This is a genomic window from Mesorhizobium sp. M0145 (assembly GCF_040322355.1).
GTDB lineage: Bacteria > Pseudomonadota > Alphaproteobacteria > Rhizobiales > Rhizobiaceae > Mesorhizobium.
Genome location: NZ_JAMYTK010000012.1, coordinates 72336 through 88006, shown reverse-complemented (window position 1 = coordinate 88006; position 15671 = coordinate 72336). Strand labels below are relative to the sequence as shown.

12 protein-coding genes, 1 other RNA gene and 2 pseudogenes are annotated in these 15671 nt (G+C 63.6%); 8 read left to right on the top strand and 7 right to left on the bottom strand.

From position 1 onward, the window contains the following. Nucleotides 1-100: 100 nt before the first annotated feature. Complete coding sequence (locus NKJ28_RS18470) at nt 101-895, bottom strand: thymidylate synthase (protein WP_023676701.1); 795 nt, start codon at nt 893-895, stop codon at nt 101-103. Nucleotides 896-1008: 113 nt separating this feature from the next. Beyond that, on the bottom strand, nt 1009-1320 hold the full coding sequence (locus NKJ28_RS18465; protein ID WP_023676702.1) for a DUF2853 family protein: 312 nt from the start codon (nt 1318-1320) through the stop codon (nt 1009-1011). A 162-nt stretch (nt 1321-1482) separates the two neighbouring features. Between NKJ28_RS18465 and ssrA the strand changes: the two genes are divergently transcribed. The 3 genes and pseudogenes from ssrA (at nt 1483) to NKJ28_RS18450 (ending at nt 3405) form a co-directional block, all read left to right on the top strand. Further along, nucleotides 1483-1838: a transfer-messenger RNA gene (gene ssrA / locus NKJ28_RS18460) on the top strand. A gap of 113 nt (nt 1839-1951) precedes the next feature. After that, nucleotides 1952-2491: pseudogene (locus NKJ28_RS18455) on the top strand (AAA family ATPase). 173 nt (nt 2492-2664) lie between these two features. After that, a complete protein-coding gene (locus NKJ28_RS18450; RefSeq protein ID WP_352636648.1) occupies nt 2665-3405 on the top strand; it encodes an SDR family oxidoreductase in 741 nt (246 codons plus the stop codon). A gap of 72 nt (nt 3406-3477) precedes the next feature. On the opposite strand, the pseudogene NKJ28_RS18445 reads toward NKJ28_RS18450, so the two are convergent. After that, nucleotides 3478-4293 (bottom strand): annotated as a pseudogene (locus NKJ28_RS18445) (LysR family transcriptional regulator); the annotation flags it as partial. Between the two features lie 101 nt (nt 4294-4394). Continuing rightward, a complete protein-coding gene (locus NKJ28_RS18440) occupies nt 4395-5600 on the bottom strand; it encodes a multidrug effflux MFS transporter (RefSeq protein WP_352636647.1) in 1206 nt (401 codons plus the stop codon). A 168-nt stretch (nt 5601-5768) separates the two neighbouring features. Between NKJ28_RS18440 and NKJ28_RS18435 the strand changes: the two genes are divergently transcribed. The 4 genes from NKJ28_RS18435 (at nt 5769) to NKJ28_RS18420 (ending at nt 7593) form a co-directional block, all read left to right on the top strand. After that, nucleotides 5769-6458: a TetR/AcrR family transcriptional regulator gene (locus tag NKJ28_RS18435; RefSeq protein WP_352636646.1), complete on the top strand. Its 690-nt coding sequence runs from the start codon at nt 5769-5771 to the stop codon at nt 6456-6458. Nucleotides 6459-6592: 134 nt separating this feature from the next. Then, complete coding sequence (locus tag NKJ28_RS18430) at nt 6593-7129, top strand: SspB family protein (protein WP_023676707.1); 537 nt, start codon at nt 6593-6595, stop codon at nt 7127-7129. A gap of 18 nt (nt 7130-7147) precedes the next feature. Continuing rightward, complete coding sequence (locus NKJ28_RS18425) at nt 7148-7351, top strand: DUF4169 family protein (protein WP_023676708.1); 204 nt, start codon at nt 7148-7150, stop codon at nt 7349-7351. Nucleotides 7352-7371: 20 nt separating this feature from the next. Further along, nucleotides 7372-7593 carry a ribbon-helix-helix domain-containing protein gene (locus NKJ28_RS18420; RefSeq protein WP_352450079.1) on the top strand — a complete coding sequence of 74 codons (222 nt, stop codon included), beginning with the start codon at nt 7372-7374 and terminating at the stop codon, nt 7591-7593. A gap of 3 nt (nt 7594-7596) precedes the next feature. On the opposite strand, the gene NKJ28_RS18415 is transcribed toward NKJ28_RS18420, so the two are convergent. Next, on the bottom strand, nt 7597-9390 hold the full coding sequence (locus NKJ28_RS18415; RefSeq protein WP_352636645.1) for a chloride channel protein: 1794 nt from the start codon (nt 9388-9390) through the stop codon (nt 7597-7599). A 154-nt stretch (nt 9391-9544) separates the two neighbouring features. Here NKJ28_RS18415 and NKJ28_RS18410 point away from each other — a divergent pair, with 154 nt between their 5' ends. Then, on the top strand, nt 9545-9982 hold the full coding sequence (locus tag NKJ28_RS18410) for a MarR family winged helix-turn-helix transcriptional regulator (RefSeq protein WP_352622738.1): 438 nt from the start codon (nt 9545-9547) through the stop codon (nt 9980-9982). 11 nt (nt 9983-9993) lie between these two features. On the opposite strand, the gene NKJ28_RS18405 is transcribed toward NKJ28_RS18410, so the two are convergent. Then, entirely contained in the window at nt 9994-14115 is a 4122-nt protein-coding gene (locus NKJ28_RS18405) for an AsmA family protein (protein ID WP_352636644.1), read from the bottom strand. Nucleotides 14116-14209: 94 nt separating this feature from the next. Further along, complete coding sequence (locus NKJ28_RS18400) at nt 14210-15625, bottom strand: FAD-binding oxidoreductase (protein WP_352636643.1); 1416 nt, start codon at nt 15623-15625, stop codon at nt 14210-14212. Between the last annotated feature and the right edge of the window lie 46 nt (nt 15626-15671).

Sequence of the window (15671 nt, the reverse complement as noted above, 5' to 3'; positions counted from 1 at the left end):
TTGCCCGTCAAGTCGACGTCGGCCAATCAAGACGGATGCTGACAACGCCCGAGGGCGCAGCCGCAGTAGGCAATGTCGATATGCACGGTCAGCTATGGTGCTAGACCGCGATCGGCGCCTTGATCGTCGCGTCGGCGAAATAGTTCTCGAGCCGGAAATCCTCGAAGCGGAAGGCAAAGAGATCCTTCACCTCGGGATTGATCCACAGCGTCGGCAACGCCTTGGGCGTGCGCCGCAATTGTTCGCGCGCCTGCTCGAAATGGTTCGAGTAAAGATGCGCGTCGCCGAGCGTGTGGATGAAATCGCCGGGTTTCAATCCGGTCACCTGCGCCACCATCAGCGTCAGCAACGCATAGGAAGCGATGTTGAACGGCACACCGAGAAAGATATCGCCCGAACGCTGGTAGAGCTGGCAGGAAAGCTTGCCTTCCGAAACATAGAACTGGAACAGGCAGTGGCAGGGCGGCAAGGCCATGGCCTCCACCTCGGCCGGGTTCCACGCCGAAACGATCAGCCGCCGCGAATTAGGATTTTTGCGTATCTCCTTCAGAAGATTCGCAATCTGGTCGATGGCGCCGCCATGGCCGTCCGGCCACGACCGCCATTGTTTGCCATAGACCGGGCCGAGATCGCCGTTCTCGTCGGCCCACTCATCCCAGATCGAGACGCCGTGATCGTTGAGATATTTGATGTTGGTGTCGCCGGCCAGGAACCACAAAAGCTCGTGGATAATCGACTTCAGGTGCAGCTTCTTGGTGGTGGTGACCGGAAAGCCGCGGGCCAGGTCGAAGCGCATCTGGTAGCCGAATACCGAGCGCGTTCCGGTGCCGGTGCGGTCGCCGCGATCAGCGCCGTTTTCCAGCACATGCTTCAGAAGGTCGAGATACTGGCGCATCGGCTCCGGTCCGATTCGGGTTGTCAGCCATCATAGCCGAATGACCGTCGGCCGAACACAGCAAAGCGAGACGATTCCAGCAGAAGCCTCACCAGCACCGGCGGCGAGGTTGCTCAGAGCGAGCCGAGCATGCCCAGATCCTTGGCGACGAGGTAATAGAATGTCACCCGGCTCTTGCTGTTGTCGGCCGCCATAGCCTTGCAGGTCTTTTCGATAGCCGCATCCGCCTTGGCACCGTCGGTGACGCCGAGCTTGCCGGCGACCCAGCTGTTCCTGACGCGCTTCAGTTCCTCCGGGTCGGTGCAGGACACCAGCGAGGAATCGCGGTTCCTGAGCGCGATGCCCAGATGCTTGACGATCTTGGCGACCGCGTCGGCATCGGCCGCCGCATCATATTTCTTTACGTCTGCGAGATAATCGGCCATCGAATTTCCCCTCGTCGGCGCCACGGGATCCGGTCGATGAGGATTGTGGCGCGCTGCCGCAAGTATGCGCTAGGTCTCCTCACCGCCACAAAGCTTCGGTTGAGACCGGCTGCAAGTCAACCCCTTGATGATCCACTTTGGCACGGACGAAAGTGGCATTCCGGCCTTTCATTTTCCACCACCAGTCCCTATATTCGCTTTGTCGGCTCGACCGACTATGGCGATAAACAGGCGATGAAATAAGCCGTTCGGACCCGGGGGCGGTACCCGGCGCCTCCACCAAAAACCGCTGCTCAGGAGCGGCTTTTGCTGGGGGCGAAATAGGATCGACGAAGGTGTAAAGATCGTACTTTTGCCCGGCATTGTACCACCGTTATCGGGCTAAACTTATAGTTGCCAACGACAACTATGCGGAAGCACGTCTCGCCGCGTAAGCGGTGCGATAGCTTCAATTCAAGCCCTAGTGGTTCGCACTTCTAGGCGGGGTTCGGAGGTACCTGGCAACAGAAACCTCCATTTCTCCCTCTCGACATATGCAGAAGCAGGCCCCGCCGGCCGGGCTTTCATGTGCCCTGACGGGTCCAAAAAATCCCTGTCTTCATACTTCCCCCATCCAATCCATGGATCAGAAATGCGAAACGATTCCAATCGGTTTTTCGTGCTGACCGGCGGTCCGGGCTCAGGCAAGACAACATTGATCGACTCTTAAGGTGGCAGGCCTCGCAACCTCGGGCGAAGCCGGGCGCAGCATCATTCACGACCAATTGGCGATAGGCGGCAAGGCCCTGCCCTGGCGGCTCTGTTCGCCGAGTTGATGCTGTCTTGGGAGTTGCGCTCCTACCGGATCGCGGGCGAGCAATCCGGCCTGGTCTTCTTCGATCGCGGCGTGCCGGACACTCTTGGCTATCTGCGCCTGACCGGGGTGCCGGTTCCCGATCACGCCACGAATGCCGCCCGACGCTTCCGCTATGCCAGGCGCGTCTTCGTCGCGCCGCCATGGCCAGAAATCTTTCGGCAGGACAACGAGCGCAAGCAAACGATGGACGAGGCTGAACGCACCTTTCACGCACTCGTCGCCGTTTACACGGAACTAGGCTACGAGCTGGTGCCGCTGCCCTTGGCGCCCGTCGAAACGCGGCTGCGGTTCGTCCTCTCCGAGACAGCGTCGTAGCGAAGCGCCGCAAGCGACGGTTTTGCGAAAGCCCAAGGGCCTCCCATCATCGGAACCTCCGATGGCAGCATTCGTTTCTTCCCGTTTCCCTTCTTCCACGCCTTTGCGGGACAAGGCCTCAGTTTCTCGCCGCGTGTGGTCATGCCCGGCGAGCTGCCTCATGGAGAGATAAGATGAACCAGGAAACCACACCGAAACACGAACGCATCCTGATCGTTGGCGGCAGTTCCGGCATGGGGCTGTCGCTGGCCGAACAGCAGCTTGCCGCCGGCGCCGAGGTTACGATCGTCGGCCGCTCCGAGGACCGGTTGTCGGCCGCAGGGCAGCGCTTGCCTCACCCGGAAGGGCTGAGGACGATCGCAGCCGACGTCACAAGCGAGGACGAGGTCCAGCGCCTGTTCCAGGATGTCGGCACGCTCGACCACATCGTCTCGACCGCCGCCGACGTTACCGGTGTCTATGTGTTGCTTCCCGAGATGGATATCTCGGTGGCGCGGAAAGTGATGGATTCCAAAGTCGTCGGACCGCTTCTTCTTGCCAAGCATGGCGCGCCTCGTCTGACGCCCAGGGGATCGATCACGCTGACCTCAGGCATCGCCGCCTATCGTCCAGCGGCGAAAGGCTCGGTGGTGGCAGCCGTCAATGGGGCACTTGGCTCACTCGCCTACGCGCTTGCCGTCGAACTGGCGCCGATCCGCGTCAACGTCGTCTCGCCGGGCTGGGTCGACACGCCGATTTGGGATGCCGTCGTCGGCAGCGGAAAGGCGGCCGCGCTGGAGGCCATGGCAAAGCGTCTGCTCGTCGGCCGGATCGGCCAGGCAGCCGACATTGCCCAGGCCATCACGTCCCTCATGCACAACGGCTTCATCACCGGAACCGTGCTTCATGTCGATGGTGGCCAGCGGCTGGTCTAGTGATGGCCAGATTTCGCGGACCATTGCGAGGAACAGCCGCAAGACCGGCGCTTGAATGCGCCGGTGGCGCCATACCATGGTGACCGGCGTCACCGGACTGCTTCCGACCCAGGGCAGCACGACGAGATTGGCGTCAGCCGCGGAAGCCACGAGACGCGGAACCAGCGCGCAGCCAAGACCGGCTGCGACAAGGCCCCGTATCGCACCCATGCTGGCGAACTCGCCAACCAGCCTCGGACCGTCGGGCAGCGTCGCTGCGAACGCTTCGTCGAACATCCGCCTATAGACGCAACCGGGCTGGGTGACGAGGAAGGCCTCGTCGGCCAGATCGTCGGGCGTTATGGCAGAATATCCGGCCAACCGGTGATTTGCCGGCATTATGGTGACGAACTCTTCCACTGCCACTTGCTCGCTTCGCAGCTCCGGCGCCGCCGCCGGGACGGCTCCGAAATGGAAAGATACGTCCAGCGCCCGGCTTGTCACGCCGGCACGCAACCCACTGCTCTCGTCCGCCCTGAGGTTCAGTTCCACATCGGGATGGCGCCGATGGAATTCCGCCAGCAGAGCTGGCAAGCGTGTCGAGCAAAGCGTCTCCAGGCCGCCGACAGTCAGGCGACCGGCAACCGTGCCGCTCGCGTCGGCGACTGCGGAACGGGCTTCGTCCGCGAGGTCGAGGAGATCGTTTGCGTAGTCCAGCAGGCGTTGTCCCGCCGCCGTCAGCTTCAAGCCACGCCGTGATCTGTCGAACAGCGACGTGCCTAGATCGCTTTCCAGCGCCTGGATCTGTTCGGTCACGCTCGATTGGGCAAGATGAACCCGCTCGGAGGCGCGCGTGATGTTCAAGGTGGTAGCGACCGCCACGAAGGTCTTGAGATGTCGAAGCTGCATGTCCTGAACCCGTCATATAGGCATAGGCTGCTTTGAACCGGGACCGCAAACGTGAAAAGGCCGGGAACATCGCCCGGCCTTTTTGTCTCGATAGGCGAAGTTTACTCCGCCGGCGCTTCCGCGACGTCCCGGCTGCGGCCGAGCGTTATTTTGGCCAGTGTGAAGGAGATCGCCGCGCAGAGCGTGATGCCCGCCACCATCGGCAGCGGCGTGCCGTCGAAAAACACGCCGGCGACGCCCATGGCGACCGCGCCGATGGCGAAGTGCAGCGTGCCCATCAGCGCCGACGCGGTACCGGCGATCTCGCCATGCTCTTCCATGGCCAGCACCGACGTCGTCGGGATGACCAGGCCGAGAAAGCCGTAGCCGATGAACAGCAGCGCCGCCATCACGTCGAGCCGGTCGACACCCGATGCCATCACCGCGAACAGCACCACCATCGTCGTCGCATAGCCGGTCACCGCGACGCGCACCACGCGCTGCAGCCCGAACCGCTCCGACAGCAACCCGGTCAGCTGCGACATGCCGATGAAGGCAACCGCATTGATCGAGAAGAACACGCTGTAGACTGAAGGCGACAGCCCGTAATGATCGATCAGGATGAAGGACGAGCTCGACAGATAGACGAAGAAGCTCGCAATGCCGAAGCCGGCGATGGCCGTCAGGCCAAGGAAGTTGCGGTCGCCCATCAGGAAGCGGTAGCCGGAAAGTGCCGTCCCCAAGGACGAACCGGCGCGCTCCTCGACCGGCCGTGTCTCCTTGAGCGAGGTCGCCAGCAGGATGGTGGCGAGCACGGCCGCGCCCGTCACCGTCCAGAACACGGCGCGCCAGCCGAAATTCTCGATGATCTGGCTACCGGTCAGCGGTGCCAGGATCGGCGACACCGAAAACACAAGCATCAGCAGCGACATCAGCTTGGCGGCCTCGGTGCCGGTATGCAGGTCGCGCACGATCGCGCGCGGCACGGCCATGCCGGCGCTGGCGCCGAGCCCTTGCAGGAAGCGGAAGGCGATCAGCCATTCGATCGAGGGAGCCAGCGCCGAGCCGACGCCGCCGACCATGAACAGCGCCAGGCCGCCGTAGAGTGGCAGCTTGCGGCCGACCATGTCGGAGATCGGTCCGACGACGATCTGGCCGAAGCCCATGGAAAGAAAGAAGATCAGCAGGCTCATCTGCACCGCGGCAGTGCCGGCATGCAGATCCTCACCGATTGAAGGCAGGGCCGGAAGATACATGTCGATGGCAAACGGGCCGATCGCGGACAATAGGCCGAGCACGACCGCAATGCGGAGGAATTTGGCGTTCATGATAGCAGGCTCTTTCGAATTCTGGTTGCCGCCGAGGACCGGCGTGTAACCCTAGGACGTTCCATCCCGTGGAGTTCCGACTCTTCTGCGGAACGAAACCCCCTTCGTGCAAGTCCACAAATTTAGACAGGCTTGTCTAATTCGTCAACCACCTCTATATAGTTTTGCATGAAGGCCAATGTCTCTCCTGACATTTTCCCGCCGCGAGGCCACGAGGCCAAGCGCATGTCGATTGTCGATGCCGCCGCCTCGGTCTTCTGCCGCGAAAGCTTTGCCGGTGCCAATATCGACATGATTGCCGCCGAGGCCGGCGTCTCCCGCCAGACCATCTACAATCATCACGGCGACAAGGAAAAACTCTTCGTTGCCATCGTCCGCGACCTCACCGAACGTTGCAATGCCGGCATCTTTGCCACGATTTCCACTTTTCCCGATCAGCCGAAGGATCTCGAGGCCGACCTCATCGCCTTTGCTGTGCGGATGAATCACAACTGCATCTGCAACCGCGACGGCAAATTCCTGCGCAAGCTGATCCAGACCGAGGGCGGGCGCTATCCCGAGTTGTTCGCCGAATGGCGCGAAGAAGGACCGGGCAGGACATGGCCAGCGATCGCCGCCCGCTTCGCCCGCCTCGCTCATGCCGGCTTCCTTGGTATCGACGATCCCGATGTCGCAGCGCGCCAGTTCATGGCGCTTGCCAATGCCGAGTTGCAGACGACGTTCATGCTCGGCGGCACACCGACCGAGGACGAGGTGGTGCAGTCGGCGACAAATGGCGTGCGCACCTTCCTGCGCGCCTTCGGCAAGCGGCAGCCTGTGGCCCGGGCGAGCAAACAGGGCGCGCTGGCCAGCGCTTGACGATCAAAGCCGTTTGACGATCAAATCGTCGCCAATTGGCTTCGCTTCCGCACGCCGGCGATCTATATCCGGTTTACGCCGCGCTCAAGCTTGATTACAGCTATCAGGACGATTCAACGGAACCCGACAGCCACATGGCCGACGACCACATCCGCTACGACATTCTGGCCCAGGAGGCGTTGCGCGGCGTCATGCGCAAGGTCCTGGCCGAGGTCGCGCGCACCGGTCTCCCGGGCAACCATCATTTCTTCATCACCTTTCTCACCGGCGCGCCGGGCGTGCGCGTGTCGTCGCGGCTGCGCGAGCGCTATCCCGAACAGATGACCATCGTCATCCAGTTCCAGTATTGGGACCTGAAGGTGAGCGACACCGGCTTTGAGGTCGGGCTGTCGTTTTCCGACGTGCCGGAAAAACTGGAAATCCCGTTCTCGGCCGTGCGCGGCTTTTACGACCCGTCCGTCAACTTCGAGCTCGAATTCGACGTCAAGACGGATACCCCGGCTGAACAGGAGACAAAGGCCAAGCCTGCTCCCGAACCGCTGGCCATCGTCGCCGAGAAAAAGCCCGAGACGAAGAAGAAAACCGCCGAGGCGGAAAAGAAGCCTGCCGCGGCCGACGCCGGCGCCAAGGGCGCCGACGTGGTGTCGCTTGACGCCTTCCGCAAGAAGTGACCCGACGGGCGGCGTGACATGGCCGAGATCGTCAATCTCCGTCAGGCACGCAAGCAGAAGGCGCGAGCCGAGAAGGAGCGCCTGGCCGAACAGAACCGGGCGCTGCATGGCCGTTCCAAACCCAGCCGGGATCGCGACCGCCTGATCGCCGACAAGGCCGATAAATTCGTCGCCGGCCATCGCCGCGAAAATTCGGGCGATTCGGACAAATCCGATGCTTGAAGTGTGAGTAGGATCGTCTCGTGAGCCCGGTGGAAAAGCGCTCGGTCACCATTCGCGGCCACCGCACCAGCTATTCGCTCGAAAAGCCTTTTTACGACGACCTGGTCGCCATCGCGGCCGTGCGAAAACTGACGCTCGCCGCCCTTGTCGCCGAAATCGACGAGAGCCGCCCGCGGGATGCCAATCTCTCCTCGGCGCTCCGGCTCTATGTGCTGGATTGGGCCAAGCGCGGCAAGTTGTAGCCTTCAGGCAACGCTATCCTGTTTCCTGCGCCGCGTGCCGAAGCCCAGCAAAGCCGAGCGGTCGCGTTCTTCGGCCTGTTTCTTCGATCTGACGCGCATCAGGTCCTTCCAGCCGACATAGCCCACCAGCCGGGCATTTTCTCGCGTGACGACCGGCAAATGGGACACGTTCGCCATCAGCAGCTTGTCGGAGAGGCCCTCGAGATACTCATCCGGATAGGCCAGCGTGACCTTGCTGCCGGCCAGCAGTTCGCCAAGCGGCGTCGTGCGGTGCTTGCCGGCGCGTCTCCAGCGCAGGATCGCCGGCGGGTCGATGACGCCGAGCACGTGGCCTTCTTCATCGACGACCGGAAAGCTCGGATGCCGCGTCTCGGGTGTGGTCAGGAACGCTGCAGCGCCATGCAGCGTCATCGTCGCCGGCACGCTTTCGACCTCGCTGGTCATCACCTCGCGCACCCTGGTCAGGGCGAACGGATCGACACGGTATTCGCGAACCATGTGATGCCCTCGCCTTGCGATTTTTTCGGTGAGGATCGAACGCTTCATCAATAGCACGGTCACCGCATGCGCGGTGGCAGTCGCCGCAATCAGCGGCACCAGGACATGGGTGTTGCCGGTCAGTTCGACCGCAAAGAAGGTGGCGGTCAGCGGCGCACGCATGGTGCCGCCCATCGTCGCCGCCATCGCCAGCAGTGCCCAGCAGCCCGGATCCGCGGCCGGCAGGAAGCCGGCGAGGACCGCGCCCATCGCCCCGCCGATGATCAGCAGCGGCGCCAGCACACCTCCCGACGTTCCCGAGCCGAGTGCGACCGACCAGATGATCGCCTTCACCACCAACAGGGTGAGCGCGGCGGTCGCTATCGTGCGGCCATCCAGCATGTCGGCGATATTGTCATAGCCGACGCCGAGCGCCTGCGGCTCGATCAGCCCGCCAATGCCGACCACCAGGCCGCCGAGCATCGGCCACCACATCCAGTGGATGGGCAGCTTCTGGAAACCGTCCTCGCAGGCATAGACCATCTGGGTCAGCAACCCCGATAGCAGCCCGGCTGCCATGCCGACCAGCACCCAGCCGGCAAGGCCGGGAAATGAAACCTCCATGCCGCCCTGAAACGGGAAGATCGGCCCCGGCAGATGCAGCATGGTGCGCTCGACCTCGGCAATGATCGAGGCGACCGCCACAGGAATGAAGCTGCGCGGCGTCCATTCGAAGAGCAGCAATTCCACCGCAAGCATGATGGCGGCGATCGGCGTTCCGAACACGGTGGTCATGCCGGCCGCCGCACCCGCCACCAGCAGCGTCTTGCGTTCATTGTCGCTGACCGGCAGCATCTGCGCGATCAGCGAACCGATGGCGCCGCCGGTCATGATGATCGGCCCTTCCGCGCCGAATGGCCCGCCGGTACCGATCGAGACCGCCGACGACAACGGCTTCAGGATTGCCACCTTGGCGTCGAGCCGCGAGCGTCCGAGCAGGATCGCCTCGATGGCTTCGGGAATGCCATGGCCGCGAATCTTTTCGCTTCCGAAGCGAGCCATCACACCGATGATCAGTGCCCCGATGACCGGAACAAATACCGAGGCATAGCCAAGCGGCGTATCCTGCAGTTTCAGGTCGGCGAGCGTGAACTGGCCAAAATAGGCGATGTTCGTGGCAAGCCGGATCAGCTTCAAAAGGGCAATGCCGGCAAACAACCCCGCGGTCGCAACCACCACCGCTATGCCGGCAATGAGCAGCACCCGGGCATCGGTGGTAAAATCGCGCAGATGGCCGGGGTTGGCGTGATCGGACTTCATTTGCAAACCTTGCTTTCTGGCGGCGTGCCGACTTGCGGATGGGTCGCTGGCCGTGCCACCGAAGATGGCGGGCACGAGCCATGTTGGTGCGCTCTGTATCGTAACACGATATAAATGTTCAAGGCCCGTTTGCGGCTTTGTCGGAAAGGAATCGATGGCAGACACTTCGAAGCCACAAAAGCGCGGCGCAACGATCGGGCCGGCCGACTACCAGAGGCTGTCCGAATTTCGTTACCTGATCCGCCGCTTTCTCGAATTCAGCCAGATCCAGGCGCAGGAAGCCGGCCTGACACCACGCCAGCATCAGGCCCTGCTTGCAATCAAAGGGTTTCCCGGCGGAGGGCCAGTGACCATTGGCGACCTCGCGGAGCGCCTGCGCATCCGCCATCACAGCGCAGTGGAATTGGTCAACCGTCTTTGCGAAGCCGGGCTCGTCGCGAGGGACCACGACGAGGAGGACCACCGCCGCGTGCTGCTGCGGCTGACCGAGCGCGCCGACGACAGTCTCGCCGATCTGTCAGCCGCTCATCTCGACGAACTCGGGCGGATCGAGCCGATGCTGAAGCGCTTGCTTGCTGGACGCGACACATAAGGGATGCGCCGTCACCCGCCATTCAGCGACTTTAGCAGATCGTCGATCGACGAGGGATCGAACTTGAGCTTTGGCGGGGGCTGCACTGGCGGTGGCACGTTATTTGCGGCCGGTGGCGCCCGTTCCGCTCGCTCCGCCGCGGCCTTGCGTTCGGCGTCGAGCCTTGCCTTCTCTTCCGAGGCGATCCGCAACGCCTCTTCCGCCCTCTGGCGTTGCTGTTCTTCGGCCTGCGCTGCTTCCTCGGCAGCCTGTTGCGCCGCCTTGGCTTTGGCTTCGGCATCCGCTTCGGCCTTTGCAGCCGCCTCGGCTTTCGCCCTGGCCTCGGCTTCGGCCTTCGCCGCTGCATCCGCCTTCGCCTTGGCTTCAGCCTGCGCCCTGGCCTCCGCTTCGGCTTGGGCCTGCGCCTCAGCTTCGGCCTTTGCCTTGACGTCCGCTTCAGCCTTCGCTTTGGCCTCAGCCTGCGCCCTCGCCTCCGCATCCGCCTGTGCCTTGGCGTCCGCTTCAGCCTTCGCCTTGGCTTCAGCCTGCGCCCTCGCCTCGGCTTCGGCTTGGGCCTGAGCCTCGGCTTCGGCCTTTGCCTTGGCGTCGGCCTCGGCCTTCAGCCGCGCTGCTTCCTGTTGTCTGCGCAGTTCCTCCGCCGCTCTTTCACGCTCGGTTTGCAGCGCAGCGTAGTAGCGCACCTCCCGCCGCAGCCTTTGTTTCTCGAGCAGTGCGGCTTGCATGGCTTCGACCCGCTGCTGCTCCTTTTCCAGCGCACGCTGGGTCAGGAACTGTGCCAGCGGCTCGCTGTCGAACTGCCGTTTGGTGGCGCCAAACGGCCCGTCGACGCTGAAATTCAAAATCGGTTCGGAGCCGACCAGCGCCTCGTCGCCGGGCCGGTAAGCGACCTCGCCCTTGGCATCGACGGTGCTGGTGTTCAGATCGGCGGTGATGTCGGCGGACAGCGTCGCGCCCGGGCTTTCGAATTTGACCGGCGGCGCCCTCAGCGTGCCGCCGGCGATGGTGAAGGCAATATCGGTGTCCTGCGCCGGAAAACTGCCCGCCGCGGCGATCTGCGGCACGAAGCCGGCAGTCTTCGACGCGTCGATATCGCGCCCTATCGCATCGGCCTTGGCGATGAATGCGCCAAAGGCATCGGGATTGAAGCCGGCAATAGTCATGCCCTTGAGCGTTGCCGTGCCGGAACCGGACAGCGCCGCAACCATCGCGTCGACCGATTTGCCGCTGGTCGAAAGCGCCGTCGAGAACTCGCCGCTTCCGCTGATGCCGGCCTCCGGCAGCACGGCTGCCAGATCGGCGCCGGCGAGTTTCATCTGACCGGAGAAAAGCCCGGTGCCGTCATTGTTCTTGAGCTCGAACAGGCCACTCAACGCGCCGCCGAGGAACTTTGCCTTGAGGTCGGAAACGCGGATGCCCTCCTGGTCGAGCTGCAGCGACAGCGCAGCGTCATAGGCGGTGGCAAGCGGACCGGCGGCAAGCGACGCCACCGTCAGATCGAGATCGGCGGTAAATGGCAGACTGGATTTCTGGCTGAACGGTGCCGTCGGCCAGGTCCTGTCATTGACAAGGAAGGCCTGGTCGCCGAACAGCATCACCGCGATCGGATCGAGGTCTAGCTCATCCAGCGACAGCGCGCCGGCAAGATGCGGCAGCCCCTCTTGGATGTCGATATTTACGTCACCGGAAACCGCCGCTTCGTTGACGGCGCCGCTGAGGCCGCTCAGCACCAGGAGACCATTGCCGTAATCGGCATCGGCTGCAAGCGACGTCGACATGCCGGTGCCCATGCCGGGCAGGCCGACGCCGGTCGTCATCAGCCATGGCTCGATGTCGGCCGTTTCAAGGCTGACCTTGCCCTTGGCGGCCGCGCCTTGAGGCGTGTCGGCAATTGTCCCGTCGAAACCAGCTTTGAAGTCATTGCCGGCCAGGCTGAAGCGTGTCGCCAGGCCGCCGCCAAGCGTGCCTTTGGCCGAGACGTCGGTGGTCGCCTCGCCGAGCATGCCGAGCGGCAGTGCCGGCAGACCGTAAAGCGCCAGAAGTGCGGTGGCGTCGGCATTCCTTGCGTTGAAGGTCAGTGTCACCGGCGCTTCGAGAGGCCGGTCGAGCGCCCCTTTGCCGGACAACGACGCCGAAAAAGCCGAGCCACCGGCCTTGCCCTGTGCGCTCATTGCCAGTCCGGTCGTACCGTCGCCATTGTCTGCGGCACTCGTGACCGCGTCGATACGCGCATCCTGGAACAACTCGGGATAGGCAGCAGCACGCTCCGCCAGCCCCTTCAGCACCGCATTATCCGGATAATGCCGGACGGCGACGTCGATCAGCGGCTTGAGGTCGACGGCGACCACCGAGGCGTCGAGCTTGCCGGTCGGGCTCGCCGGGAAATCCTTGATCCGGCCGGTGGCGCTGATCGAGGCGCCGGCAAGTCCGCCGACCGACAGGCGATCGATCTCAAGCAGCCCCTCGCGCAATCTAAGCGCAGTATCGACGCTATCGGCGGTCAACCCGCCGGCGCTGACCGGCCCGGCCTTGATCTGGAAATCGAGGTCGCGGTCGGAAAAGCGGTTGGCGCCCTTGTCGCTGACGAAGATCGAGGCGAAGGCGGCGAGCCCATCGACATCGAGTTCGCCACCTTCCAGTTGCATCAGCACCGATGGCCTTGTGTCGTCGGGCTGGCTGGAATCGATGCGGCCGGAGAACTTCGCCTTGCCTAGGATGAGTTCGAGATCGCTGAAGGCCTGGTGCTTCTCGCTCAAATCCACCTTGGCCTTGAAGCCGGCGGCCGGCAAGCGGCGGATCGCCTCGTCGACGTCCTTCGACAGCCATGCGGCAAAGCCGGAGGGCTGCGCCACCGCCAGAAGCAGCGATCCGGTGAAACCGAAATGGTCCTCGACGCTGACCATGCCGTTGGCTTCCAGCTTGGCGCGGCCGGGCAGCGTGGCGGCCAGCGATTTTACCGCCCAGCCGCCCTCGGCTGGCTCGGCGGACAGGTGCACGTCGCGAACGGTGGTATCGCCTGCCACCACCGCCGGCAGTTTCACCTCGACCGTGCCCGGTATGGTCGGCTTCGGCAGATCGAGCAGCGCCTGCTCCAGCGCCGCCACCCGCTCGGACAGCGTCAATCCGGCACCGGCCGCCGCCCCCACGGCCTCGTCGAACTGCACCTGCGCGCCATTGGCCTCGATCGAGAAATGCGGCTTCAGCCCAAGGTCGACCGCAGCCTTGCCGTCGGCTGTGTAGGGATTGTCGCGTGGCCCGGTCTCGAAGCGGAATTCGTCGACGCCGAGCTTCTGGTGGTCGAGCGAAAACTTGCCGTTCAGCCTGAAGCCCGGGTCCGGTTTGCCGGCGCTGACTTTCAGCGCCTCGCCGCCGGTGCCGCGCAGCTGCGCCGCAGTTCGGTCTGCGCCCGATATTTTGAACTGGCCCGAATAGACGGCGGCGCCCTCGACGAGGCCCACATTGCCGTCGGTCTCGATGACCAGCGGATAGGCGTCCGGCTCGGCCTTGAGCCTGAGCCGCATTTGCCCGTCCGGTTCGGCCTTGCCGGTGGAAGCGGCGATCGTGGTCCGCAACCCGTCCAGCAACAGCGAGCCGTCCAGCCGCCAGGGGCCGGCCAGCGACTTGGCCGAGATCGTCGAGTTGATCTCGGAAATGAGATGGCTGCGCCCGCCTGCGGCGTGGCTGAGCGCGATCTGTCCTTCCGTCACCGTCAGCTTCTCGATGGAGATCTGGCCGGGATCGAAGGGCGAGGACGGCCGTATCGTCCAGTCGACCGTGCCGTCGGCGGCGATGTCGATCGTCGCCTTCGGCCGCACCAGCCGCATGTCGAAGATCAGCACCTCGCCGCGCAGGAATGGCGCAAGTTCTGCATCCATCGAAAAGGTTTCGACGGTCATCGCCGGCTGGCCGTTGGGGCCACCGGCAACGGCGACGTTCGAGAAGGTCACCGAGGGGAACGGCAGCAGCCTTGCCGTCGCATCGCCTCGCACGGTCACCTTGCGGCCCAGGACGGCACTGGCCTCGCGCTCGAAATCGGCGCGGTAACCCGTCCAGTCGACAAAGTACGGCACCACCAGCGCCGCACACAGCACCAGCACAAGAAGCCCACCGAAGATCACGAACAGGCGTGCGAGCATGAACTCCTAGACAGTTGATAGTAAAGTCAGTGGCACTCTACCCGCATCAGCGTGTCGATAAAGAGGCAAATCGGGGCGCGGCAGCGGCCTGATGTCAGTCCTTTCCCGGCAATATCTTGCCCGGGTTCATGATGTTCAGCGGATCGAGCGCCTGCTTGATCGTGCGCATGATGTCGACGCCATGGCCAAGTTCGTGCCGCAGGAAGCCGATCTTGCCCTGCCCTATGCCATGCTCGCCAGTGCAGGTGCCGTCCATGGCGATGGCCCTCATATTGAGCCGCGCCACGAATTTTTCCGCCAGCGCGATCTCTTTCGGATCGTCCACGTCCATCAGCACCAGCACATGGAAATTGCCGTCGCCGGCATGACCGACGATCGGCGCGATCAGGCCCATCTCCGCGATATCCGCCTCGGTCTCGGTGACACATTCGGCAAAGCGCGAGATCGGCACGCAGACATCGGTCGAGAGGCCCTTGGCGCCCGGCCGCAGCGTCAGCGACGACCAATAGGCATCGTGCCTGGCTTTCCACAATTTTGTCCGCTCTTCGGCGACGCTGGTCCACAGGAACGGGCCGCCGCCATTTTCCTCGGCGATCATGCCGAAGGTCTCGGCCTGCTCGGCAACGCCGGCATCGCTGCCGTGGAACTCGACGAACAGGCAGGGGCTCTCCGGATAGTCTAGCTTCGAATAGGTCTTCATCGCCCGCATCTGCAGCGCGTTGACCAATTCTATGCGCGCCACCGGAATCCCCATCTGGATGGTCGCGATCACCGCGTTGCACGCCGCCTCGACGCTGGGAAACGGGCAGACGCCGCCTGAAATCGCCTGTGGAATGCCCTGCAGCTTCAAAGTCAGCTGTGTGATGATGCCAAGCGTGCCTTCCGAACCGATCAGCAGCCGCGTCAAATCATAGCCGGCCGAGCTTTTCTTGGCTCGCTTGCCGGTCGTCACTGCTTCCCCGTCGGCCATCACCGCGGTCAGCGACAGGACGTTCTCGCGCATCGTGCCGTAGCGCACCGCGTTGGTGCCCGACGCTCGTGTCGCCGCCATGCCGCCGAGCGAGGCGTTGGCGCCCGGGTCGATCGGAAAGAACAGGCCGGTGTCGCGCAGGTGCCGGTTGAGGTCCTCGCGCGTGACGCCGGGCTCGACGGTGCAGTCGAGGTCCTGCGGATTGACCGCAATGATGCGGTTCATACGTGACGTATCGAGCGAGATGCCGCCGCCCGGCGCATTGGTGTGGCCTTCCAGCGAAGAGCCGACGCCGAAGGCGATCACCGGCACGCGATGCGCCGCGCATGCGCGCACGATCTCCTGCACCTCCTCCGTCGTCTCGGCAAAGGCGACGCCGTCCGGCGCCTGCGTCGGAATATAGGTCGTGGTGTGCGCGTGCTGGGCGCGGATCGCCTGGCCGGTCTGGAATCGCTCGCCGAGCCGCTGCTTGAGGATGCCGAGTACGGCGGCAATGCCTTCTTCGTTGCGCTCGACCGGATTGAGGTCGCTTAGAGCCATCGATTCCTCCGCGAATGGACCAGCGTCCACCCTTGTTCTGCATCTA

What these genes read in the sequence shown, in the direction of transcription:
- NKJ28_RS18470 (WP_023676701.1), bottom strand. Translation starts at nt 895, where the DNA reads ATGCGCCAGTATCTCGACCTTCTGAAGCATGTGCTGGAAAACGGCGCT.
- NKJ28_RS18465 (WP_023676702.1), bottom strand. Translation starts at nt 1,320, where the DNA reads ATGGCCGATTATCTCGCAGACGTAAAGAAATATGATGCGGCGGCCGAT.
- NKJ28_RS18450 (WP_352636648.1), top strand. Translation starts at nt 2,665, where the DNA reads ATGAACCAGGAAACCACACCGAAACACGAACGCATCCTGATCGTTGGC.
- NKJ28_RS18440 (WP_352636647.1), bottom strand. Translation starts at nt 5,600, where the DNA reads ATGAACGCCAAATTCCTCCGCATTGCGGTCGTGCTCGGCCTATTGTCC.
- NKJ28_RS18435 (WP_352636646.1), top strand. Translation starts at nt 5,769, where the DNA reads ATGAAGGCCAATGTCTCTCCTGACATTTTCCCGCCGCGAGGCCACGAG.
- NKJ28_RS18430 (WP_023676707.1), top strand. Translation starts at nt 6,593, where the DNA reads ATGGCCGACGACCACATCCGCTACGACATTCTGGCCCAGGAGGCGTTG.
- NKJ28_RS18425 (WP_023676708.1), top strand. Translation starts at nt 7,148, where the DNA reads ATGGCCGAGATCGTCAATCTCCGTCAGGCACGCAAGCAGAAGGCGCGA.
- NKJ28_RS18415 (WP_352636645.1), bottom strand. Translation starts at nt 9,390, where the DNA reads ATGAAGTCCGATCACGCCAACCCCGGCCATCTGCGCGATTTTACCACC.
- NKJ28_RS18410 (WP_352622738.1), top strand. Translation starts at nt 9,545, where the DNA reads ATGGCAGACACTTCGAAGCCACAAAAGCGCGGCGCAACGATCGGGCCG.
- NKJ28_RS18405 (WP_352636644.1), bottom strand. Translation starts at nt 14,115, where the DNA reads ATGCTCGCACGCCTGTTCGTGATCTTCGGTGGGCTTCTTGTGCTGGTG.
- NKJ28_RS18400 (WP_352636643.1), bottom strand. Translation starts at nt 15,625, where the DNA reads ATGGCTCTAAGCGACCTCAATCCGGTCGAGCGCAACGAAGAAGGCATT.